Annotated in this window: 22 protein-coding genes; 11 read left to right on the plus strand and 11 right to left on the minus strand. The window is 58.9% G+C overall.

Translation table 11 applies throughout. The features are described from left to right. Positions 1 to 10 precede the first annotated feature (10 nt). The 3 genes from AWB69_RS13795 to AWB69_RS13805 all read left to right on the plus strand — a co-directional run bounded on the left by AWB69_RS13795 (position 11) and on the right by AWB69_RS13805 (position 4,581). Complete coding sequence (locus AWB69_RS13795; RefSeq protein ID WP_062085495.1) at positions 11 to 3,214, plus strand: conjugal transfer protein TraG N-terminal domain-containing protein; 3,204 nt, start codon at positions 11 to 13, stop codon at positions 3,212 to 3,214. Positions 3,215 to 3,451: 237 nt separating this feature from the next. Continuing rightward, positions 3,452 to 4,246: a hypothetical protein gene (locus AWB69_RS13800; RefSeq protein ID WP_197500228.1), complete on the plus strand. Its 795-nt coding sequence runs from the start codon at positions 3,452 to 3,454 to the stop codon at positions 4,244 to 4,246. Between the two features lie 140 nt (positions 4,247 to 4,386). Next, the gene (locus AWB69_RS13805) at positions 4,387 to 4,581 is read left to right on the plus strand and encodes a hypothetical protein (RefSeq protein WP_062085499.1); all 195 of its coding nucleotides are present in this window, start codon (positions 4,387 to 4,389) and stop codon (positions 4,579 to 4,581) included. A gap of 113 nt (positions 4,582 to 4,694) precedes the next feature. On the opposite strand, the gene AWB69_RS13810 is transcribed toward AWB69_RS13805, so the two are convergent. From AWB69_RS13810 to AWB69_RS13820, 3 genes are all read right to left on the minus strand, one after another. After that, positions 4,695 to 5,216 carry a helix-turn-helix domain-containing protein gene (locus AWB69_RS13810; protein ID WP_062085501.1) on the minus strand — a complete coding sequence of 174 codons (522 nt, stop codon included), beginning with the start codon at positions 5,214 to 5,216 and terminating at the stop codon, positions 4,695 to 4,697. A 457-nt stretch (positions 5,217 to 5,673) separates the two neighbouring features. Then, positions 5,674 to 6,300, minus strand: coding sequence for a thioredoxin domain-containing protein (locus AWB69_RS13815; RefSeq protein ID WP_062085504.1), 627 nt, complete (start codon positions 6,298 to 6,300; stop codon positions 5,674 to 5,676). Between the two features lies 1 nt (position 6,301). Next, positions 6,302 to 7,816, minus strand: a complete 1,515-nt coding sequence (locus tag AWB69_RS13820; RefSeq protein ID WP_062085506.1) for a GspE/PulE family protein — start codon at positions 7,814 to 7,816, stop codon at positions 6,302 to 6,304. Positions 7,817 to 7,939: 123 nt separating this feature from the next. Here AWB69_RS13820 and AWB69_RS13825 point away from each other — a divergent pair, with 123 nt between their 5' ends. From AWB69_RS13825 to AWB69_RS50330, 7 genes are read left to right on the plus strand one after another with little or no spacing between them, the layout of a single operon-like run. After that, positions 7,940 to 9,124: an SEL1-like repeat protein gene (locus AWB69_RS13825; protein ID WP_231937097.1), complete on the plus strand. Its 1,185-nt coding sequence runs from the start codon at positions 7,940 to 7,942 to the stop codon at positions 9,122 to 9,124. Positions 9,125 to 9,137: 13 nt separating this feature from the next. Next, positions 9,138 to 9,686, plus strand: coding sequence for a hypothetical protein (locus AWB69_RS13830; protein WP_062085510.1), 549 nt, complete (start codon positions 9,138 to 9,140; stop codon positions 9,684 to 9,686). 2 nt (positions 9,687 to 9,688) lie between these two features. Continuing rightward, positions 9,689 to 10,975, plus strand: coding sequence for a hypothetical protein (locus AWB69_RS13835; RefSeq protein WP_062085512.1), 1,287 nt, complete (start codon positions 9,689 to 9,691; stop codon positions 10,973 to 10,975). Continuing rightward, entirely contained in the window at positions 10,972 to 12,399 is a 1,428-nt protein-coding gene (gene traN, locus AWB69_RS13840; RefSeq protein ID WP_062085514.1) for a conjugal transfer protein TraN, read from the plus strand. The genes AWB69_RS13835 and traN overlap by 4 nt, the downstream gene beginning before the upstream one ends. A gap of 14 nt (positions 12,400 to 12,413) precedes the next feature. Continuing rightward, positions 12,414 to 12,749: a hypothetical protein gene (locus AWB69_RS13845; protein ID WP_062085516.1), complete on the plus strand. Its 336-nt coding sequence runs from the start codon at positions 12,414 to 12,416 to the stop codon at positions 12,747 to 12,749. 9 nt (positions 12,750 to 12,758) lie between these two features. Continuing rightward, on the plus strand, positions 12,759 to 13,670 hold the full coding sequence (locus AWB69_RS13850) for a hypothetical protein (RefSeq protein ID WP_062085518.1): 912 nt from the start codon (positions 12,759 to 12,761) through the stop codon (positions 13,668 to 13,670). Then, entirely contained in the window at positions 13,657 to 13,788 is a 132-nt protein-coding gene (locus tag AWB69_RS50330) for a hypothetical protein (RefSeq protein WP_256390511.1), read from the plus strand. Before AWB69_RS13850 ends, AWB69_RS50330 begins: the two co-directional genes overlap by 14 nt. Before the next feature lie 83 nt (positions 13,789 to 13,871). Here AWB69_RS50330 and mobF read toward each other — a convergent pair whose 3' ends face one another. The 5 genes from mobF to AWB69_RS13875 are packed head-to-tail and all read right to left on the minus strand — an operon-like array spanning position 13,872 to position 20,601. Then, positions 13,872 to 17,396, minus strand: a complete 3,525-nt coding sequence (mobF, locus tag AWB69_RS13855; RefSeq protein WP_062085520.1) for a MobF family relaxase — start codon at positions 17,394 to 17,396, stop codon at positions 13,872 to 13,874. After that, complete coding sequence (locus AWB69_RS13860) at positions 17,393 to 17,872, minus strand: hypothetical protein (protein ID WP_062085522.1); 480 nt, start codon at positions 17,870 to 17,872, stop codon at positions 17,393 to 17,395. Before AWB69_RS13860 ends, mobF begins: the two co-directional genes overlap by 4 nt. Beyond that, complete coding sequence (locus tag AWB69_RS13865; RefSeq protein WP_062085523.1) at positions 17,869 to 19,887, minus strand: type IV secretion system DNA-binding domain-containing protein; 2,019 nt, start codon at positions 19,885 to 19,887, stop codon at positions 17,869 to 17,871. Before AWB69_RS13865 ends, AWB69_RS13860 begins: the two co-directional genes overlap by 4 nt. Beyond that, positions 19,884 to 20,234, minus strand: coding sequence for a hypothetical protein (locus tag AWB69_RS13870; RefSeq protein WP_062085526.1), 351 nt, complete (start codon positions 20,232 to 20,234; stop codon positions 19,884 to 19,886). Before AWB69_RS13870 ends, AWB69_RS13865 begins: the two co-directional genes overlap by 4 nt. Next, on the minus strand, positions 20,218 to 20,601 hold the full coding sequence (locus AWB69_RS13875; protein WP_062085528.1) for a hypothetical protein: 384 nt from the start codon (positions 20,599 to 20,601) through the stop codon (positions 20,218 to 20,220). Before AWB69_RS13875 ends, AWB69_RS13870 begins: the two co-directional genes overlap by 17 nt. Before the next feature lie 384 nt (positions 20,602 to 20,985). Between AWB69_RS13875 and AWB69_RS13880 the strand changes: the two genes are divergently transcribed. Then, positions 20,986 to 21,315, plus strand: coding sequence for a hypothetical protein (locus AWB69_RS13880; protein ID WP_062085530.1), 330 nt, complete (start codon positions 20,986 to 20,988; stop codon positions 21,313 to 21,315). A gap of 764 nt (positions 21,316 to 22,079) precedes the next feature. Here AWB69_RS13880 and AWB69_RS13885 read toward each other — a convergent pair. The 3 genes from AWB69_RS13885 to AWB69_RS13895 are packed head-to-tail and all read right to left on the minus strand — an operon-like array spanning position 22,080 to position 23,130. Then, positions 22,080 to 22,619 (minus strand): hypothetical protein, encoded by a 540-nt coding sequence (locus tag AWB69_RS13885; RefSeq protein WP_062085532.1) that lies wholly within the window; start codon positions 22,617 to 22,619, stop codon positions 22,080 to 22,082. Positions 22,620 to 22,631: 12 nt separating this feature from the next. Next, positions 22,632 to 22,832, minus strand: coding sequence for a hypothetical protein (locus tag AWB69_RS13890; protein ID WP_062085534.1), 201 nt, complete (start codon positions 22,830 to 22,832; stop codon positions 22,632 to 22,634). Positions 22,833 to 22,851: 19 nt separating this feature from the next. Continuing rightward, complete coding sequence (locus AWB69_RS13895; RefSeq protein ID WP_062085536.1) at positions 22,852 to 23,130, minus strand: hypothetical protein; 279 nt, start codon at positions 23,128 to 23,130, stop codon at positions 22,852 to 22,854. Positions 23,131 to 23,300 lie beyond the last annotated feature (170 nt).

Below are 23,300 nucleotides of genomic sequence, written 5' to 3' on the forward strand. Positions count from 1 at the left end.
GGGCGTATCAGTGGCTATACCTACCTTAACGTACTATTCGGTCAGCGCGGACCTCACGACCCTGAGTGCCGTCCTCAACGGCGTCGCGATGATCTGTCAGCAGAACGCCCTGATCTGGGGTTTCGCGTTCGCCGTGGGGCTGTGGCGTCTGCTTTCGACCGCGACCAGTGCCGCGCTGAAAGGCGCGAACGGGCAGGGGGGCGCGGTGCTCGCGTCCGGATCAATGAGTGCTTTCATGCCGTTCATTCTGGCGATGACACTCACCAATCCCATGCTGCAGGGAACCGTCCAGCTGGAGTCGACCATCAACGGAGCCGTGACCGAAGTCGATCACGTTCCGCTGGCGATCTCGGCCATCCCGGCTTTCGGCAGCGTGCTTTCACAGAATCTGAACCAGCTTTTCTCTACTGCGTTCCAGAACGTCGACGCCGAATATCCAGCGATTTCGGCCACGGCCAACGGCTTTCTGAACCCACTGAAAGTGTTGTTGACCTCCCGTACGGCCATGGTTCGGCTGGGTGGTGTCGATTCGGAAGTGAAGACTGTACTGGCCGCGTGTCTTGGTCCGGACTCGGGCGTGAACTACGCGAATATCCAGAATCTTGTGATGAACGCCGGCAACACGGGCGCGACCACTTCACAGTCAATCGAAATCAACGGCACAAATCCGACCGCGCTCGGCGCGCTGCTCTATCAGGCGTCACTCAATACCAGCGGGATGGTCAACGATCCGGGCCTGAACGCCACGAACATGCTCTCGTGCTCGGCAGCGGCCAATCAAGTGGCGAACGACGTCACGAATGCGCTCAACTCGGTCGAATTTACGCGCGTGATCCAGGGCGCGGTCAACGGGATGGACTCGCCTGTTCCGGGAGCGGATTACAGCTTTAACACCGTCGCGTCGCAATACAACGCAGTCACTACCGCGAACACGCTCGGTGGTGTGTTTGCCGGCGGCACCGGGCAGTCGAATGCGGAGTTCATGAACCTGATCTTCTCGGAGATGGTGCAGAACGACCTCAACTGTTTGCGGGCGAGCAGCGACACGCTGACCGAATGTGAAGCGACAGCGCTGCAAGCTTCGGAAGTCGAGCGCAACAATTTGCAGCAGGCAGCGAGTGAAGTGCCCATGCTCCGCTATGCCGGCAGCTTCGGCAATTACCTGATCGCCCTGATCATCGGCCTCGGGCCCGTCATCATCATGTTCATGATGTTCGCCGGCGTAGACGCTGGAAAGTGTGTCAAGACCGCTGCGCACATTATGGTGTGGCCGCTGCTCGTCGTGAACGTTGGCGCGGAGCTGGTCAACGGCATGCTGTGCATCGACGTGGCGAACTACCTTCAATCGATCCGGCAAGGTGGCTGGCTGTCGCAGGCGACCACGCTGGCCGCGTACAAGGAACTCAGCCTGCAGATCGGCGTCGGCTCGCACATCATGGCAAGCCTGCCGGTTCTGATGAGTCTGATTTTCGGCCTCGGCGAGTCGTCCGCAATGACGAGCGTGGCCACGACCATTGCGCCCAAGAGCAAAGATGTCGAAGAGAACCTTGCGCCTACGCCTGCATCAACACGGCCCATGTTTGAGAACAGCTCGGTCGGCACTATCAGCCAGCTGGGAAATGGGTCCGGCAAGCTCGCAATGCAAGGCAGCCTGGATGCCGTGTCGACGACGTCCACCTTCGGCAATTCGGTGCGGGACGCGGGCCGCGTGCTGACGCAGTCTGACACCCGCAGTCAGGCGATCAGCTCGGGACAGACGAATCTCGCCGAGTGGCGGGAGGCGATGAGTACAGGCAACTACAGCAAACTCGGCATTGATCAGTCAATCGGGCAGTCGGTTGCCACGAACTACAACAAGGAACAGCAGGCGCAGAACCAGTTGCATGCCGGTAGCGGCCTGACCGGGCTACGGAGCAACACCAATGCGACAAACGCCGGCATGGGCGGCAACATCGGTGCGAGCACCGGCAAGATGGGCGGGCTTAGCCTTTCCGCAGGCGCGCACGGCGACACCGGTACGGCCGCGCAGGACTCATTGCAGGCCAATCAGGATCGTGGTCGTTCTGAAAATTTCAACAATTCTGTCGCGCTGACCAAGGCGTTGTCCGACACGATGTCGCAGTATCAGAACACCAGCGCGGGCAAACAGGCGTCAAGCGATCTGTCGAGAAGCCTGAGTACCCAGCAGTCCTATCAAAAGACGCTCAGCGAGGTTCAATCGACGAGCGACGCTGCGTCTCAAGGCGTCCACGAAAGCTCCAGTTTCGTGGACCTCAGCTCGAAGATCGGTTCCGAAGAAATTGCATGGCAACAGAAAACCAATCCAGAATACGCGGCGTTCCAGGCCATTGACGGGCGCAAATTCAACGATAACGCAGCGGCCGGCAAGTACCTGGCCACCGCTTCGTCCGACGCGAATTCCGGCTCGACAGGTCGACTTGTAGGTGACTCCGCAGGACAGGAAGCGATCAACCGTCACCGGGCGGCCGTCATGCTCGCGCAGGATCAGAGCGCCAAGCCGGAAGACAGGCTTGCAGCAGCCCGCTATCTGACCGATGAAGGTCGGGCGATGCAGCACATGCGATTCGACCCGACCAACACGGGCCCGATGAACATGGACATCGCGGCTCCTGCGGACCGCACCGGCGTCAACAGTGGCGGGTTGCAGGGCGCTGCCAATTCAAGGACACCTGGCGCGATCGTTCCTGCCGTGCCGACGACCCAGCGCAGCCCGTTTACTGCACCGGCCGCCAACGACCCGGTAGCGGCAGCTCACCGTCGCGCATCTGGCGTTACGCATCATGACGCTGGCCGCTCGCCGGCGCCTGCGAGCGCGGGTGCCGCTCCTGCAGCACCTGCAGCGCCCCAAATCGCGGGCGTTCCAAGCCTGCCAGTAGCGCCCGCGCCCCAATTCAACCTTGCTCCGGATCTGAAGAGAGAGGTTGAGACGGGCGTGCCAGCTGCCCAACGAGGGATCGAAAAGCAGGTCACTGGCGCGGAGCACCTGGCGGCTGACTCCGGGCTCGATGCGAATGGCCACGGCACCGTTGCGAGAACGGCAGCAAACGTGGCAGACAACGTGGTCGACGCAGGCCGGCCGGCGGGCGCTTCGTCCCGTACGCGTCTCGGCAACACCGATACTCCGGCAAAACCGGCGCCGACGCCGCCGGCTGCCGAACCGAAGTCGCGCTTTGTCAGACGCGGGCCGCGTTGAGTTGATCCCTGATACGTGGAGCGCGATGGTGCGCTCCACGTCGACACAATACGCCCCGAACCGCGAAACCAATTTTGTCCCGGAGGAAAGGTGATAGAGGACACTGTTGCAAAGGTCGTGCCTGCTGGCTTGGTTGCGGTAGCAACTGCTTTCCTCGCCGTGCTCAACGAACCAGATTGGGGCGACTTATATTCCGCCTTCGATCATGCATTCGAAACAGCGCTGACTGCACCCGACGTGGATCTGTCCCAGCTCGATGCGATTCCCGAGCTTGCGCCAATCCACGACGCGGCACAACGATACGCGACATCAAAGGAAGCGCAACGAAAGGCCGCCGGCAATCATGCCATCTGGCTCGCCTCACTGCCGACTGCAGCCGAATTGATGGCCGAAGTGAATGCTTCTGAAGGGAGTTACGACTTCCACGGCTACACACTCTGGCGGGAGTGCGATGGCTGGTCTTTGACCAACGCGTACGGTGTGGACAACTGCGCGTTCCTGTCGCGCGAGGGTCATTTCGAATGGCTGCTGGAATCCGTCAGGAGAGGCGAAGACCTCGGTCCGGTTCCGCCGTATTGCCAGGATCCGGACGACGATGATCGCCGCTCGCCCGAAGACGATCGGTTCGATGCGTGTGATAGCGCCGCCCTGTTGATGCTTGAGAGGCTCTGGCCCGATTCGCCGACCGACGATACGGCAGCAGAAAGCCTTTTCAGCCTTGCGCTCAATGCCCGCGTTGAGTCCGCGCTCATGTGGCTCCTGGTCACTGCGGGCGATGTCGGCACGGAAGCCTTCGACCGGCACAGGTCGGATGCATGGACGTTTGCCGAGCGCGCCGGGTATCTCTTTTCGGGCGAGCCGATGCCGCATCTGCTGCAAGACGACACCGAGCTTCAGGAGGCATGGACATGCGGTAGTGAGCGTGGAGAAACGGACAGGAGAACCGCCCGTGCCAAACTGGACCGCGTTCGGCGTGGGCTATTGACTGCGATTAACGACAGTACCTCTTCCGGTTCACAGCCCCTGCAGTAATTTGGAAACGGGCTTTCATAAGTGCCAAACGAATGCGCGGACACCTATTAATTCTTAAATCTTTCGTTAAAAGAGATGGGTTTCGGTAAATACCGTTTCGTGCTAGTCTGAAAGAAAATCAATGCAAATAGAGGTGAAAAATGGCGATGTTAAAAAAGGCGGCGCTGAAAGTCCTCGAACTGATCAAGCGTATTCCGATTGCAGCAGGCCCCGGCGGCTACAACGGCGGCAATTCTTATGGTGGCCCGGCAAAAGGAATAAATCACAACGGGGTTGGCCTGGGCGCTCCGGGTCCGAAGAACAAGTTCGGCATGAACGGCCGCTCGGGGTATTGAGCGCCGGCTGAGCTGGCGTGTCGTACCGGTTTCGGTCTGGCTGCGCTAAACGGGAAATAGCAAAGGGCTGGTTTTCGCATGCGAAACCAGCCCTTTTTCTATGGCGCCGCCGCCTACCAGTCGAACGCAGCGCCCTCGCACATCGGCTGCTCCGAGCCGGCCGTTCGCTTTTTCAACGCATTGCGCACCGTAGACGGTTTCACCTTGTACAGGTCAGCGATCGCATCGATCGTCATGCCCGAATCGAAAAGTTTCAGCCATGTCTCCAGCCGCTGCTCTCTGACGTCCTGCGCCGTCAAGCCCATTGCCTTCCGAAAGCCCGCCTCGATGGCCTTCTGGCCGCGCTTCTTCGCCTCGGTGTAGGAAAATTTCCGCTTGCGGTACAGCGTGTTCAAGACGGACTCGGGCTTGACCTTGTAGAGCGAGGCCACGAGGTCGACGCTCATGCCGGACTCGAGCAGGCGGATCCACGTGTCGTAGCGAATCTCCAGTACCTGGCTGGCCGTGATGCCTAGTTGCTTGCGATAGGAAAAGACCTGCATGTGCTTCGCGCCGATGGACTCCGCGATTTGAGTATCGGCGACACCCTTGCCCAGACCTTTTTTAATAAGTGTTTTTTGTTCGTCAGTCAGCATAGCGGTCCATCGGGAGCATTGGGATGCCACGTACAGGATCAGACTCTGCCATGCCGCGGCCCGCTGGCAGCGACACAAGCATGGCGAAAACCGACAGATCAGATCCGGGGGAAAGCGACTTGCGAAGCGTATCGAGCATGTGCGGAGCGCCGCTACCCGGACTAGATATTACATTACAAATACATAACAAGGAACCGGACCCTAAAAAAGGTGCCGGAACACCCCTGCCACTGTACATCGTCATTTAAAGTTCGGAAAGAATGTAGCTGTGACGCCCGTCACAAAAGGTGTTTACCGTGGTTTACTAAACCACGGACGCGGGACTGGCGCGCGCAATAGTATCGGATTGAACATGACAAGACTGTTAATAATTGTAATGTAAGGAAAATGCAAAGAGCATTTGGCAGCCTGCGACGCTCTGTCCCCGCCCTGCCCGCCGTACTGCCCGCGTGGCATATCAGCGTGCCATCGAGATGATTCCGTTCACCAGCTGACTGAACATCGCGGTATCCCCTCCCGTAAATTCCGGCGTCACGATGTAAGTTCCTGCAACCGAAACGGCCGGCGTGTTGGTGATCTGCAATGACTTCTGGAGCACCAGAAGCGACTGCAGACTAGCCCTGAGCGTGTCACCGTGCGCCTGCACCAGTGCCGGCACCGATACCGGCACGTGCGCCGCACGCCCTATCCTGTCAATGCCCGCCCAATTCAGCGTGGACAACCCTTTATCCTGCACCCCTATAAATGCCGCTTCCATAAAGTTATGTATGTACGCTGGGTAATACTTCTGCACAGCGAGATAACTCAACGCAAACTGGATTCCATCGGCTTTATTGACGAGCGGCGTAAAAGCAAAGGTTTTATCCTGTGGCAGTGTCGCCTCCAGATTCTTGAAGAACTGGAAATACATACGGGAGAACGGGCAGCTAGGCGAAAAGAAGACCCGTACAGTCTCCTCATCGCCCGCAACGGGCTTGACCTGCAGGTACGGCTTGAGCTGCTCCATGCCGGCCGGAACCTGGGCGTGAGCAGCAACGGGCAGCGCTACGGCGACGGCCAGAACCAGTGACGCGAGTCGCTTCATATCAGACCTCTTCGGCTTCGATAACTTCGGTGATGGCGTCAACCTGCGCACGGTCCATATGTGCCGAAAGCGGTTCGTCGCTACCGGCATCGGCCGCCTGGTGGTAAGCGTCGATCGCGTTCGCAACCTGGACATAGTTCAATCCGTGTGTCTTGGAAAGTCGAACGCGAAGGCTCGGATGCGCCTCCGCGTCGATGTTCCCTTCGAGTTTGGTAACGACTTCCGCCATGGTCGACCCAAACGACTGAACGGCGCGAATGCCGGCCACCGCGAGAGGCTCGAACTGGTCCTGCTCGCAAGCAGCGCGATAGATCGCGGAAGTGTCAACCCGGTCGGCTTGCAGCAAGCCCTTGATTTCAGGAGTCGTCGTGATGACTTCAAGGAGCGCAACCTTGCCCTTCTTCACGCCATCCTTAACCTCCGTGATGGTGTCTCCGAGATACATTCCGTTGGACTTCAACCAGAACTGCTCATCCCGGGTCAGCCTGCGGGTCGTGGGCACGCCTTCGTAGCGATCTATGAGCCGCTGCGCAACCACCAGTTTCAGCACCTGCGCGACACGGTACGCGTCGCGCACCTTGTCCTCGGTCAGATCAATGGAGCGGGAATACGTCTCGAAGCTGCTGTTGGTGTGAAGTGTTGCAAGCACCAGATGCCCCGTTTGCGCGGCCTGCAGGGCGATCTCCATCGTCTCCGAGTCGCGGATCTCGGCCACCATGATGATGTCCGGATCCTGACGCAGCGAAGAGCGCAACGCGCGTTTGAACGTGATGTTGCCGCCAATCTGGACCTGCGTAATTGGCCCGTCGCCGCGAATAGCGATTTCCACCGGGTTTTCAATCGTGTGGATCGCTTTCTGCTCGTCGTTCAACCAGTCCAGCATCGCGTTGAGCAATGTGGTCTTCCCCGATCCTGTAGGGCCAGTGACGAGGATCAGTCCACTAGGCTCCGAAAGCGCGCGCAGGATCGTGCGAAGCAGCGCATAAGAAAGACGAAGCTCATGGAGCTTTGGAGCGCGCTGCGGGTCGAGTAGCCGGCACTTGAACGAGAACCCGTTATAGGTCTTCGTGTATTCGACCCGCACGTCAACCATATACAAGGATTCACCCTCGAACGGTCGCAGGCCATGTTCGCGAGCGAACTCGGCCGGTAGCTCCAGCTCGAAACGGGTAGACGCAATTTCAGGGGTCGTGGCGCCTTGCGATGTACCAGTCAGTTGGAACATCTTGGTTTCCCAATGTCGGCCAATCGCCGCACCGTCGTATCTGAACTTGAAGTTCTTGAATCCGCCCGGAGTGCGGACATTCACAAACACGTCGGGCGAGTCCCTGTGGCCGCGCCCACTTATGTGGACATCGGATGACTGCGTGACGATCGCCCACACGAATAGCTGGCGTATGGCCTGCTCGATGGGCGCATGCTCGCTCGAACCCTCCTTCACCATCATGATCGCCCTCCGCTGGTCAGGCGTCAGGGCATCCAGTCCCTTTACTGCAGGTAGATCTTTCTCGGCCATCCTAGCCCCCGTTTACTGTTCTGACTCGTTAGGTTGTCGCGCTTTCGTCAAGCACTCAAATATTGATTTGAGTCGGCAATGGAACTGATTATAATTTAACTATACCTAGCTCTCAACATAACGATGCAGACCAATGTCCCGGGTGTTCGCCGTCCAGTCGCCATGTGCTCAAGCGCAGTCCTGGCCGCGCTATTCTGTACCGCGGCGTTTGCGCAAGGCATGCCGACGACGCCCGAGAGCGTGAAGGGCTTCGCCGAGTCAACGTTCAATTCAGAAGTCTTCAAAGGACTGGTACAGAACTACCAGCATCAAAATTCGGCGGTCGTCAATAGCGTGAACGATCTCGCTGTCGCACAGGGCAAGACTGCGCTGCCGAAAGCATCGGAATATGGCGACAGGATTCGCTACGGAACCCATAACGTTGTGACCAACGACGGAGAAACGATCGTTTCGTGGATGATCCAACTGACCGGCGCGAACGCCGCACAACGGAAAGACTTCCTGACAAAGCTTGCCAATCTGGCTTCCCAGCGCAACCCTGAAGCAATGACCTTCGAGGGTTTTGTGTCCGAGTATGGTCTCTTCGGCGAACCGCAAAGCGTCCCGAAAGCTATGGACCTGTACCGGAACGCTGCGGCATTCAACTACCAGCCGGCGATCTACGATCTCGCCGTTGCCGCTGCGTATGGCAAGGGCCAACGCCCGGACCCCGGCACGGCGTCCGCGCTGATAAGTCAGGCTGCAGCCATCGCTCCGGATGCCTCCTACCGTGTCTGTGGATTCGGCGCGTTTCTCAGCTATCGCCAGGGCGATCAGCAACGGGCGCTGACCTATACAAAATCCTGCTGGTCCGATCTCGCGGGCATTCCGAAAGCGCTGTACAACGATCAGGTCACACCGAATCAACGCGTCATGCTGCTGCGCGCCTCGATCGCGACAGGCGTTGACGACGGCTACGGATTGCTCGCGCGCGTCACTCACGACGCCGGGCCAGAGCCCCAGTATCTCGCATGCAAATACATGCTGGTCGACAAATACCGCCGCACGCTCAACGGCAACACGCTGAAGGACGATGCGGTGAGCTGCTACCGGCAGTCCGGTTCGGCACCTACTGATCCCAAAGAGGCACTTCTCAAGCTCAACACCGTCGTTCCGGGGATTATCGGGTTCGTGCCTACGGAGATCCGCGCGCTCGAAAAGTCGCGTGCTTCCAACAAGTTTCACTACGCGTGGAGCGTGCCGTACCTGCCGTTCCGTCAAGAGGACGTGGACCTCTTTTCACCATTCGTAAGTCATACAAAACAATAAGGGCGAACAAGAAATGAGACTGACCATCTCTGCACTGGCAGTGAGTGCCATTGCGCTCGTGTTACCGATTGTTGGACACGCGACTGACGACTCGCCAAAGAGCGTACTCACGCAGGCTGTCGTAGACGGAAAGGCAAACGCGCCTCTTGACGATAACGGACAGTTTGCGGCCGCTATCGCGGCAATCAAGCAAAGGACGGGAAACGACGGCCCGGTGATGCTCTACGCCGCACGCATCCTGACTTTCAAGGAACAGCCTCGATGCGGTCGCGTGGCGTACGTGATTGCACAGCCAAGCGCTCACCTTGCGTGGCCAGATATGGGCGGCCAGTTGAACATCTGCGAGGACGGCCAACCCCCGTTGCGCATGTGCGCCGGTCACCCTGACAAGCTCGTGTTGGCCAACAGCCTTTGCCCGGATCGATCCACGCCAGTGGACACTGCCGAGGTCACCGCAGCGATTCAGGCGGCTGTCGCAAGCGGCAGCATGACACCGGAAGATGCATCGAAAATGGTTCGTGCGCAGCATGACGGCGCTGCGCAAGGCGCAAAGGGGCAATAGGCATGAAGCGTCTGCTGCCATTAATCCTTGCACTCTGCGCGCCCGCCATCTTCGCGCAAAGCGCGGCCGACGTGGCGAACGGGACAAGCTTCGCCCACTCGATCGCCCCGACCTCGCCCTCTCAGATCGTGAATCCGTCCGGGGTTAGCAGCGCCTGGTCCGGAAGCACGACGACGCCGACCACCGTGCCGTCGGGCTTCGCCGGCTTCTCCAATCCGAATACGTCATCCTCCGCGTTGACCGCGGCAAAGTCCGGCAGTCTGACGGCGTTGGGCAATCAGGCCCAGATCGACTGCGCCAGTTATACCCCCGGCAGCGATCCATACCAAAACCAGTATTGCGCCGCAGTGAACTTCCTGAACAACCAGTGCATGCAGCCCACCACGGGCGAAAAGTCGGTGCTCGGAAAAACCGGTACGGTGCAGGGCAGCTCCGCCAACTGCGCGGGTACCTATGGCGCCGGTCAGTCGCAGTTCGGTTACGGCAATCAGGTCACCCCCAGCGACCCGATCTTTTCGGGAACGCAAAATCTCGGCAATACTGCGCCGAACACGCTCACCCAAACGTGCTCTACCCAAACGGTCGTGACGACGCCGGCTCAGTACGCGACCAATACCTGCATCGTCTCCACCGACGAAGAAGACAACACGTGTTCTCAATATCTGAACACGACGATCACCAACTCGATCAATCAGGCTTTGTCGACCACAAGCTGCCCCGATGGCGGCACGCTTCAGGCCGGTGTATGCGTGCATACCATTAACTACAACCCTACGATCTCCTGCCCCGCTGGCTACATCCAGGACAACGTGAATGAGTGCATCCAGTATTCGCAACTGGCGGGCACTCCTTATTGCCCGGGTGGCACCACGGAAAACCATACGAACAACGGCACGATGCTGTGTCTCGCGCCGCAATTCAGTAATGGTTGCCCGGCTTCCTACGCCGGGATGCCGCTCGAGGCCATTGTTTTCTCGTTAGGGGGCACGTGTCTCGGTGACTACCTGCCCCTGCAATCGTGTCCGGCTGGCTACACGTGGGACGGGTCGGCCTGTACGCAGACCAATACCGTAGGTGTTACTTACAGCTGCCCGAGTGGCGGATCCCTGCAGGGACAGACCTGCGTGACGACCACGACTACATCGTCCACAACCACGTACAGTTGCCCGACCGGGCAGACGTTGAACGGCACGAATTGCATACAGAAAACGGTCACGACAAGCTGGACCGACACGTGCGGAACCTACGAGAAAAGCGCCGGTGTTTCACTTGGGGTGCCACAAAATTGAAAACGCTCAATCTCGCGTCTTCGCTGACGCTTTGGCGCGCACTGGCCGCGAGCGTGTGTGCGCTGTCGCTGGCCCATGCCCCGCGTGCGCAGAGTCAGGAAACCTATGCGGCGGGTGCCTGCTCCCAAATCCCGGGCTCACAAACGTGTATCGACACTACACCCTGCAAGACAGATTCGAACGGTCAGCAAGTGTGTCTCTCCACCGCTTCCCTACCATCTGGCGCGCTGGCCGTTCCCTATAGTTGCTGGCAATATTCGTATCAATACGCCTGCACGGGCACGACGACAGACACCTGCGCGCAGTATCGAAACAACTCTGCCTGCGGCGTCAAGGGTAGCGTCTGTAACGACACGATCGCTGAGACTGGACAGTGCGACGAATGGACGTATACGTACTCATGTTTGACGCAGGCACAGCAGACCGCGCAGCAAATGAGCTGCACCAGTGGCCTCTTTAACGATGGAGGGTTCACGACGCCGCCTAACAACAACAATTCGTTCGCACGTGGCGCCCTCGGTCTGGAAATCACTGGCGAAGGCCAGACCTACACGGACGGAAACAGCATCTTCGCTGGAGTCTCCGAGAGTTGCCGGAAGGGATATGAAGGGATCCAGAACTGCTGCAAGAGCACGCCGGGCGGCCAGACCAATTCGGCCGTTATGAGTGTGGCGATCGGTGCGGCCGCGTCCGTTGTCAAATACGCCGGTGAGAAGGCAATCGACATGGCCTCGCCTTATGTCTTTGACGCCATGTACTCGAACGGCATTTTCTCGCAGGCGCTGACAGAGAACTTCACGACGGCGTTTTCGTTGAATGCCGCCGATGGCGGCGGTACGCTAGGGACAAGTCTGGCGACGAACGGCCTTTCTGTCGGCGCTTACGGCTTCACGGTCGGCACCGGCACGATGTCCGCCGGTGTGTTGGGCGGCAATATGGAACTGGCGTCCTTCGGTTCAGATGGCTACCTTGCTTTTAACCCGTACGTTTTCGCTGCAATGGTCGCGATCCAGGTGATCGAACACCTTGCGCAGTGCTCGCAGTCGGAACAGTTACTCGCGCTGCACAAGGGATCAGGCCTGAGCACCTACATTAACGAAACGTGCGCAAAGAGCGTGCTGGGCTCCTGTGTTCAGTACGTCGACAACTACTGCTCGTTTAACTCGCTGCTTGCAGAGATCATCAACATCCAGGGCAAAACCCAGCTGGGTCTACCGCTCGCCGGATGTAGCGGATTGTCGCCCGCACAGATCAGTGCGATCGACTTCACCAAGATCGACTTCAGCGCTTTCACGTCGCAGATGATGAATCAGGCACTTTCGAACCTGCCGAAGAACATCAGCGGCAACTACAACCCTATCGAGCAGAACAGCTCAAACGGCACCGCGCAAAAAGCCGGTTCATCGGTTCTTCCTACCTACTAAACCGCCAGATAACCATGACGAACACCAAACAGCTTATTCGCAAGGCCCTGATCGTGATCGGCTCGATCGCGCTTGTCGCTTCCCTCGGGTTCTCCGGAGTGATGTACCTCGGAAACAGGTCGCTCGAAAGGACGAACAAGCAACAGTCCGACAAGCTCGCCAAACTCGACAAACAGGTCGTGGATCTGGACAGGACGAAAACGGACGACGAGACGCAGCTCGCATCGATGCGCGACCAGCTGCAGACCATGCAACCCGACTACGACAAGCTCAAGCAAAGCGTCGGAGCGTTTGCAACGCAGGCAGCGGCATGCGAGACCATCAGGCAGTCGCTGAACATCAAGAGCTAGGAGACAGAAATGAAGCGATCAAGGTTCGTGACGTCGATCGGCGTTGCCATCGCTGCCCTGGGAGCATCGGCTGCGCATGCGCAGCCGGTAGAACTCGATACGGACGCAGCGCACATCATCGTGGTACGTCCAATCGACATGTGGTCCGGCGACACGTCGACGCTCGACGCAACGCTGGCCGCTGTGCGTGAACGCAAGGTCTCGTACGATGTAAAGCTCGACGGCACGCGCTATCGCGGTAGCCCGCTCGTCCTGCAGGGCGTGAGCGACAATCCCGTCACGCTCGGTGTGGAGTCGGCCTTGAAGGAACGCGACACCAGCCTCGTCAGGAACGGTGCCTACCTGTTTCATGTGCTGGACTACACCGCGCTGGCTCCCGCCGACTACCCGCTCCTTGCCAAAACGCAGGACCAGTACTACACGCAGTTCGTTCTTCGCCAAGGCGATCCGCGGACGTTGCCGGGCAGCGTCCGGGTCCGCAACTTTGTGGGTAATGTGCTCTCGGTGGGGGCGTTGTTCATTCCCGCTCACGCTTTGGGTGCCGGTATGGGCGCGCAGGTTATGGCCAACTCCGGGCTTGCGGAGGATATCGGAAACATCCCCCGACCGGCGCGGTCGGTGTTGACGCCCTCAGCGCTTCCGGCACTCGACCCCAGCGCCTACAAGGAAATCGACGTTCGACGCGTTGAGTTCAAGCCGGACACGCCCGGCGAAATCATCATCGCGTACAAGGCTGACAAGACACCGCAGGCCGAGCAGGACGCACTGATCAAGGCGATCGTCTCCGTGACGGGCGCCGATACCACCCCCGAGGCTGTAGAACAGTCACGCCAACGGGATTTTGAGAAACGCGTCGCCATTTGGGACGCATGTGTAGCTGATGGAAAATGCCAAAAGGAGGCATCTAATGACTCAAAGTGACAACGCAAAAAAAGAAACGTTTGGCCAGAAGTTTGCGAAGAAGAATGGCTGGATCACGTGGGTGGCATTTGCCGCGATCGCGGTCGTTGCCGTAATCTCCCTCGTGCAACATCACTAGGCGTTGGAAGACCAAAAAAACGGCCCGCTGCGATTTGAGCGGGCCGTTTTTCGTTAGAGCGTCGAGGAAGTTGACCAGGACAATCAAAGCTCCAGGATCTGCCCCTTGTCCTTGACCTTCTCGGCCGGCGTCTGCTGCACACCCGAACGGCCCGGTTGCTGCTGCCGTCCCGGATCGCGGCCCTGGTTGAGATTCTGCTGGGTCGTTCGAGCCTGGGTCCGTTCCGGTTGCTTCTGCATGTCGATCGCGGTCGTTTTCTCGACCTCCTGCCCGGCGTTCTTTTTGAGGGCCTCAAGCGCCGAAGTGACGATTTCGGTGTTGTCCTTGGCGCGCGACGCTGCGACGTAGGCGGCCTGTTTATTGAACACCTTTGCGCCTATCTCACTGACGGCTATGATCTCCCGGTCGTTGGTCGCGCCCTGTTCCTTGTACGAGGTATGCGCGTACGCATGATCGATGAACCTCAACTCGGCGTTTGTCAGATACGACTCAGATCGCTCCCCGTCCTGTCGGCTCTTGGCGCCCTTTTCATTGTCTGTCCATCTGATCTTGGCCCCCTTGGCGTCGATCTCGGTAATCACGCCAGGTGTGCCGTTGGCAATCCGCTTGCGGTCCTGATTTTCCAACCGGATGATCGCGCGTGTCTCGATGCGATCGCCGGCGGCGTACTCGCGGTCCTCAAGTTTCGCCGGAGAAAAGTAGTCTTGCCGCTGGGGGTTGATCTCGACCTTCTTGCCTTGCGAATTCACCGCGATGATCCGGTTAGCGGACAGGTCATAGCCGACAACTGAAATGACGTCGCCCTTCTCAACGCCGATTTCACGGTACGTCTTTCGAAAGATCAGTGTGTCCACAAACTTCTGCTGGAGCATCACGGCCTGCGTTTGCTCGGCCTCGGTTAGCTTGGGATCGTCCAAATGTCGTTTCGGAAACGACTTGTCTGAGATAAGCCCCTTCTCTGCAAGCAGACCATGGATCTCCGCGTTGATCGCCTTGCGGTCGTTGTTCGTGACGGCAACGACACCAACCCTCGGGTTGTCACGGCCCCGCTCCTTCAACTCGATCATGTTGGTCAGATAACGTTGTGCTACCTCGCGGGCCAGCGCGTCCTCCTCGACCACGCGGGTATCTAGGCGTCCTATCGCCGTCGCATACTGGCCCGCCTTCATGTCCAGCAACGCCTGTTTGGTCTGTTGCGTCGCCTTGTCGAAGCGGCGGGTCTCCTGCAGCACCGATACCTTCATCCCGGAGTTTTGCGCCTGCTCGAAAGCCCGGCCGGCTGCCACACTCCCGTGCTGCTTCGTATCGCCCTGAAACACGACTCGCGCGCCGATCTCGCGAGCGAGGTTCGAGATCTTCTCCGTGTCGAATGCCCCGGTCAGGGACGATTCGTCCATAACGATTAGGGTTTTCCGGCCTTCTGCATTGCCAAAGCGTTTGAGGTTCGCCAGTTCGGCCTGTTTCGTCTCGTACTCCCGCTTCAGTTCACTACCCGCTCCGTCCTTGTCCAGATAGAGAGTGTTTCGTGCCGCAACGGCCTCCACGGTGCCAACCTGTTCGAACGTGGTGAACCGTCGACCCAGCGATTCCGCGAACTCAACGCCGGTGTTCAACGCCCCGGCCCGAACACGCTGGCCGAAGGTAGCGGCACTCTCGCGAGCTTCCGCGGCCGCGTCACGGTTTCGATTGGCGACACCCGTCAGCATCACTCCGATCGCATTGCGGAAATCATCCGGCGACCGGAATACCTCGCCTCGTTGATGATCGAATGTGTACCGATGCTGGCCGTAGTCGATGTCCGCGCCGGCAACGTCGAGGCGCCGGGATTCGATCCTTGACGCCGGCATATCGCGGATCTTGGTGTCCGCGTTGATCGCTGCGCGTAGCTCCTCGAGCCGCAGCTCGGTCGCCTTGATGCGGTTCTCCTGGGTGGCGAAGTAACCTGCTACGGTGTCACTCTTGATGCCACTTGCGGCCTCCAGTTCCTTCGCTGCGGCCGCAGACGTCGCTACGCCAATCACTTCCCAACCCTTGGCGGTTGCTACGTCGTTCACCATAGCCAGTGCAGCAGTCTTGCCCGTTCCAGCCTCGCCCTGGATGCCCTGATAGGTATCCGGATGCATCAGGACGTTATAGGCCGCCCGAACCTGTTCACGCGAAAGCTCGAACTTGCCATTGGTCTCCAGTTCCATCTTCGCGTTGAACGCTTTGACCGCTGACACGAACTCCTCACGGTCCGAAAGAACGACATTTCCCTTTGCCATGCCGGCACGGATGTTCTCGGCAAGCCGCATTTCGCTGTCAATAGCCTTGTGGGTGGTGTACATCAGCACGCCGTCATCGTCGGTTCCCCGCTCGACGATTAAATGGTTTTTCACGTGCTGTTCGACCGCCCAATCGACCGCATTGATACCGCCGCGACTGAACCTTACCGCGGTCTCTTCCAGCTCGGCCAGACTGAACGACTGCTCACGCTCCGTCAGATGTTCAATAGCCCACGACACCGCACGCACACCGGCTTTGCGCGCCTTCTCGTCGACCTCGCGAACGGGTTTCGTCGTGGCACGGGCAGCGGTCGGCCCAGGTTGCTGGGTCTGTTCATTGGTCGCTGTCTGCCCCTGAGATTGCACCTGCTCGGGCGCCGAATAGCCGGACCGCTCCCTGGCGGCGTTCACGATGTTCTCGACCTTCAAACCGGCCTGCTGGGCTGTCTCCTGCCAGATCGCCTGAAGCGCATCACGGGGAAGCTCCTGCTTCGCCGATCGACTATCCAGCGCAGCTGCCTGCCGGGCATCGAAGCTCGCCTCACCCGGTTCAATACCGCGCTTGATCAACGCCTCCTTGATCTGTGCCTTCCGGCTTGCGTAGGTCTCTAGATGCTCCGGCGTAAAACCCTTGATCTCGAAATCAACGCCGTTCTTGGCATATTCCAGCTCATATCCCGCGCGCCGCAGACCTTCAGCCAATTCGGCCTTGTAGATCACATCGGCCTTGGCCCGAAGCTTGAGCATCTGATCGTTTGTTAGGCTTCGCCACTTCTTGCCGCTCTCGTCATAGACCGCCGAGACAATTACGTTATGGCTGTGGATCTGTGGCTCGTTTTCACGGTTCGTCTCGTGCATTACCGTGGCATACAAAAGGTTACCGGCCTGGACCGCCTTGTTGCGCCCATTCTCGTCTTTCATGCGAATGACAGCCCCGTGCTTTTCCAGCCATTCCATCGCCCGCCCGTTGGCCTGCAGGTGGGCCTCGACCACGCGATCATCCTTTCCTACCAGCCCGGCGATCGAAACGCTCTTGGACGGCGCAATCGTGAAATCCATACCGGCCCGCCGATCATCGCCCTTGCTGTTATCCGCCAGGTTCTGAATCTCGCCGGTCTCTGGATTGACCAGTTTGCCACTCAGGAAATTAACGAAGTCCTCGCGCTCGACGTCCTTGCCGCTGATACCAAGCAGTTCCGCTCCCCGTCCCTGCCAGTGCGCCGATGCCTTCTCATTGACATAGTAGTTGTCGGCTTTCTGGCTCGCATCCTTCGTGAAAGACTTGTCGTGATACCGGGCGGCGTTGCCGACACCTGACCCTGCGATATGAGTCATCGAAATCATTTGGCGTCTCCCGCATCTGCATAGAACGCCTGAGCTGTGAAACTGGATTCACCCGGTTGGAGCGAAATCGGGATACGAACCTGTTCGGTTACCAGACTGCCACCATGCGTGTATTCGGTGGGACCGAGCACCAGAGTCCGGACAGTCCGGGTTCCTGACTTGAGGAAAATGCGCAAGCTCGGGTACGTGCTCGTCGGTGCATTGCTGTGCAGACTGATCCCGACCAGAGCGTTACTGCCTTGGTGCGAAATGACCGCTAGTTCGCCCACGGTCACGTACGCAATGCTGGCACCTTCGTCGACAAATTTCACTTCCTTGATCGAACCAAGGTCGGAATCGAGAAGCGTCGCCTCGCCGGGGTGGCTGGACGAAAGCCAGTCGGCGCTGACCGCTCGGACCTGCTGGAAAAATACGGTGAAGACCGCGACGATCAGGCCGCCGAGAATGAACAGCCATTTGTAGATAATCGATTTCATTGGAACAATCCCCCTTCGTCGATCACCGGCGTTTCGCTCTGCTTCCTCGCCTGTGCGCTCTGCGTCACCGCGGTGCCGTCAACCTTCTCCAGCTCGCCCGTCTCAGGATCTTTGACAATCCATATGCCCTCGCTTTCAATTGCCTCCTTCGCTGCCTGGGCTCGTGCTGCTTCAGCCTTTTCCCGTTCAGTCTCTGCACGCACGCTCGCGAGCGCATCCTGCCCTTCCGCCCGAATTACCTTGAATCGCGGATCGCGCGGTGGCGTGTCCTGAATCGGCTTAAACCGGGCCAGACGTGGCCACAGGCGATACCACCTCGGCAACCAATGACGATAGTTGACGAAGGTGGCCGGGTAGTCGCCGGGGAGCCGGAGATACGCTGTGCAGTTCTTCATCTGTCCGATCTTGGAAGGCATGACCAGCCACTTTTCCTGCTCGCCCTGATTCAGGTTGCCGCCGTCCCGCCAGTCAGTCACAGCTAGGGCCTGGCCATTCGACACCACAGCCATATCTCTGCGACCGAGGCGCTCGGCCATCCGCTTGGCCATGTTCGGCTCGTTCGCCCGGAGCATCACTACCGTGTTAAAGCAGTTCATGACCGTCTCACCGCGGTCCTGTCCCATTGATGTCACGAGCTGCTTGTCGCTCTGGATGCCAGCCGATACGCAAACGCCATATTTCCGAAGTTCGGCCTGCACCTCATCGAGCTTGATATCTCCGAGTTTCGCAACCTCGTCCAGGAAGTACCAGTACTTGTCCTCGTGAACGATCTCCTGTTTCGCGGCGATCAGCCCGAACGAAACCGTCAGCAACAAACGATAGAGCGGCGTGAACATCGCCTGCGTGTCATCTGTGCCGAGAATGAAAAAGCGTGCGTCGTCTTCGCGGTTGATGAAATCGCGAATTGACCACGTGCCCTCCTGTACCGCCGAAATACCGTCGAGGTAAATCGCGATCGAGCTGATGACGCCCTGACGTTGGCCCTTCGAATCACCACCGACTGCGGAACTGGCGACGGACTTGCGGATCAGCAACTCCATTTCGTCGTCAGGCATGTCAAGGAACGCATCGGCAATCAGGCGGGTGTGCTTCGCCCCGCGTTGAGCAAGGCGCAGCAGGATGACCGAAAACAGCGCGCGTGCTGCATCTTCAAAAAACGCATTAGCTCCGTGAACGACACCCGCCTTCGGCGGCAGGAATGCCTGTGCAAGGGTGTTCGCATCGTATGCGTACACCAGCTCGGAAAAGATCGACCAAGGCACTGACCCGAGAAGCGCCGGATTGAAGAAGAAATCCTTTCCGGGCCGGTAGTAGGCCCGGAAGTATTCGCCGCTGGGATCGTAAATGATGGCCTTGCGCTTGCGGGCAAAAACCTGTTGCATCAGGTCATGCTGGCCCAGCGACTTCCCGGTGCCTTGCGCGCCTTGAAAGATAATTCCCTGCATAGGCGCCGATCGTGGCAACAGGACATCAAGCAGACGGTAGTCGCCCGGCTCCTCGCGCTTCACGAGCGTCGAAAGCTCCTGCGGCTTCACCAGATCCTTTGCGCCGTCGATCCGCTTGTTCTCCCGCGCATTCTTCCCAAGCTTGGCAAGCGAGCGCCAGACGACGATATATCCCAGGACGGCCAGTACGACCGCCGACCAGACCACGTATCCAAAGACCCTGACCGGCCGCGACAGTGGCAGGGTCACGACGCGGAATTGCGACGGCGTAAGCAACTGAACCTCGCCCCCGTCCGATTTCACGACCGTGAGCACCTTGACCTCGCCGGCCTCGTCCCGAACTTTCCATTTCCGCGCAGTCGTTTCGCTCACCATATGCGAAACAAGATTCTCCTTTACGAGATCAACATCCTTGGGTGACAGACAGGCGAGCCACAGGACAAACGGGATAATAAGACCGGGCAGCGCACCCGCCCAAAGCGCCATTGAAATGGCATGGGCTGTCAGCTTGATACGCGTCAGAAAGAGCGCGCGGCCAGCGCCGGCGTCCGAAATAATCTTTTCGCTCATGCGGGCTCCCCGACGAATTGTGACCCCATGTCCCTTTCATCAACCAGCCGGTATTCGGCAAACTCGGCGGGAAGCAAGTCCAGAAGCGAGTCGGACCTTGCTCCGAAACTGTCACGCCAGCTGCGGTCCGGCATACGGAGGAAGTCACACATTCTGGTCGTGCCCGATTCCTCGACAAACAGGAGATCGCACGCGTCCGCGACAGCCGCCCCAATCCGCGTGTATTCGTAGTGCATGACCACGGTCTTGCTGTTTGGCGACGAGTAGACGGCACAGTTCGCCCTGTATTCCCCAGCCAGAAGTTGCCCCGGCTGGTTGACCGACTGGATCTCAATTGGAAGAAACATTCGCGCCCCCTTGGTCGAAAGTGCCTTTGTCGTAGGTCGAGCTGATGTTCTGCCCGAGCTTGACAGCCTCCATGATGTGACTCCGCATTTGCGCCTTGATTGCCTCGTCGAGCGTCGCTCCCAATCCGACCGGCAGTGCTGCAGAAACGACCGCACTCGCGGCGAGCACATTTGACTTCGTGACGAGATTTATCAGCGCGTCGATCCGCTCCATGAGCGCGTCATTTCGGCGGTCAAACTTCGCAAGGCCGTCGCGCACGAAAATGCGAGCGAGTGCATTAGCGGAGATTTTTCGTTTGCGGGCTTCTTCCCTCAGATAGTCGTGTTCATCCCGATCGATGCGAATGTGGACGGACTCTTGGCTCATGTTGGTCTCGCGTGGTTGGCCTGTTTTTTGAGGAGTAGTGGTGCGTTTCGCACCACTACCTATCTACTTGATTCTAAGCGCCATTTTACCGTTAAATGTCTATCAGTAAAAGACGTGATTAAAATATTTTGGAGCGCAAAATAGCCCTATAAATCATGAGCTTGCGATGGTTTTGACGCATGCACGGTACGTGCGTAATGTGTGTGTGCTCTTCGGGGGGGCGGTTTTGACTTTTCCTGCTGCCTCGGAATATCGGGAAAAGGCTCGCCCCAACCGCGTCGGGGAATTCCGGGGAATTGCATTTTGCGCGTGAACAAGCCATGATGCATCGGCACACGCTAACCGGAATTACCCGACTTCAACCTTCACTATAGGAGGACTCTCATGACCACAAAAACTGAAACACCGAAGAAGCCCCGCGGCCGCCGACCGGCAGCGTCTATCACTGAGAAAATCGCCGAAGCAGAAAAACTCCTCGCATCGTTAAGAGAACAGGCAAGGCGTGAGGAAAGGGAAAACCTCGATAAGAACCGAAAGGCGATTTCCGATCTGTTCAAGTCAGAGCGTCTCGATACGATCGACGTCGAAGTTTGGCGTAACGTGGTGCCGCAACTGAAAGCGCTGGTCGGTTTGGCGGCGTCGAGCGAGAGCGAGCAGCCGGCCGCCGACAAAAGCGCGCCGGTTCGGGAGACGCCGGTCGAACAACCCGCGTAGCAGTTTCCACAAATCCACGGCACCGAACGGACGGCCGCGATTCCCGTGAATCGCAAGAGCCGGACGCCGCGAGAGTTGTCCACAACGATGTTTGTTGTGGGCAACTCGGCAAAGCGGGGGGCGGTGGAGCTTGTGGTAAGTGTGGCGGATTAGAACCAGTAGCGCCGGGTAGTCCAATGACTGCGCCCGGTCGCATGGCGAGTGGCGTCAGCCACGAACCTCGCGACCGGGCGCAGTTTCCATTTGTGGATGCCGGGAGCGCGGGCGACAACGGAGCCGGCGCGAAAGCACAATAGAACATCATTCCGGGCTGGCACAGCCCGGAATCTGGAGTGCGCTTTTCGGACCGCGGTGTGCCGAGGACGTCGGCGACGAAGATAGCGATTCGGGGGCGCTGGGTCTCGGCCGGGTCTGATATGCGATGGAGCGCGAAGCGCTCAGGAGCGTGGATGCGCGAGCGTCGGGCATTGCAAGGCAATGCGACGCGCAGCGGATACTCGTGCGGTAGATCTGCTGAGCGGCGCGCAAGCGCCGGGAAGCAGATCGGACGAACCTATTGTGAGCAAGTCATTGCTCACAATAGCGAGTGCAGGCCCCGGCGCGTGCGTGGTGTCTTCGGAGCGCAGCGCAGAAGGCGCCACGCACGCGCCGACCGAGCCGACCGAGCCGACCGCAATAATGCAGTCCGGCCGAACGACGAGAGAAATTTTCGCATGCGCAATTTCCCGCCACGCATGGCGCGGGCGGGATGGTTCAGAATCCCGCTATTCGTGCCTGCCGCACGGGCAGCAGTGGGGATCAATTCCGGTGAGGCTGCAACCGCCCGACTCCTCGATCTCGTCCTGCATCACGCTGCGTTCCTCCGGCGTGGCGTAGCCTTTGCTCGTAGCAATCTCAAGGGCGATGTCCTGAAAAGGTTGCTCCACCCCTTCGAGCAGGTTATCCACTTCCTGCGAAAAGCGCTTCACGAACAGTTCATACGACAGCCCACAACCCCGGTTCGCTTCCTCTGCCATCTGCGCGAGTTCGTTCTCAAGCCCTTCCCGCGTGCGCCGCTTTTGTCGCCGGTCGCGCACCGCATCGAAAGCGGCCAGAAATGCGTCGCGCAACGGGGGGACATCCGACAGGAGCGCCGGACATTGGGTCACTTCATCGCCGTGGCCGCTCGCGTCGCCGCTGCGCTTCGCGAAGCTGAGCGCCCAGAACAATCGATCCTTCGCGGCCCTTTCGTTGCCCGCTATCACGCTGATCCGATGCAGCGCCCAATGCGTCCTTGCGTCGAGTGCGTTGCTGTATGTGTTCATCGGAATATCTCATTAAAGGGGCATGAGGGACCACTTGCCTGGCGCGTGGCGGTACAGCGTCACACGCTTGGCGTTGCCATTGATCACCGTTTCCAGACGCACGGCGCGCACGTCATCCTCGGGCCGACGCCATGTGTGCATCACGCGAAACGTGGCGGAAATATCTGCACCGGTGAAGTGAGCAGCAATGCGGCGAAGAAGCGTGTTTTTCATGGTCAATGGGTCCGGTGGTTTAGTAGCGGTCGCCGTTCAGACGCAAGCCATAGGACACGATGCTTGCGGAAGCGACACCCAGCTTTCGGCTGTTGCGCATCAGGCGCTCGCCTTGCTCGATGCCTCGAACAGACACGTAAAAGCGACGATTGCGGATCAGGTTCACGCAGACCGAAAAGCCCTTGGGCGCAGTACGATGCTGATTCAGTCGATCCGTGTTTTTATCCTGCCGATTCAGCCTGACGATGGCCCGGCGCACTTTGGTTGAATTCAGAACACGCCCGCGACGTTTGCGCATTTAAAGCTCCTATGGTGTTGGTTCAAAGCTGACCGGGCCCCTAGATTCGAGTCCCGGCGTAGGTTTTGTTTTTGCCGAGCCGGCAGCTGCTACCGTGCTGCCGCCGTTCCCCTGAGTTCGTTGTCCCGGCGACTAAAGGAGCCCGGAGCCGTGGCCGGACAAGGGCGTGC

Origin of the sequence: Caballeronia udeis, assembly GCF_001544555.2 — a bacterium.
Lineage (GTDB): Bacteria > Pseudomonadota > Gammaproteobacteria > Burkholderiales > Burkholderiaceae > Caballeronia > Caballeronia udeis.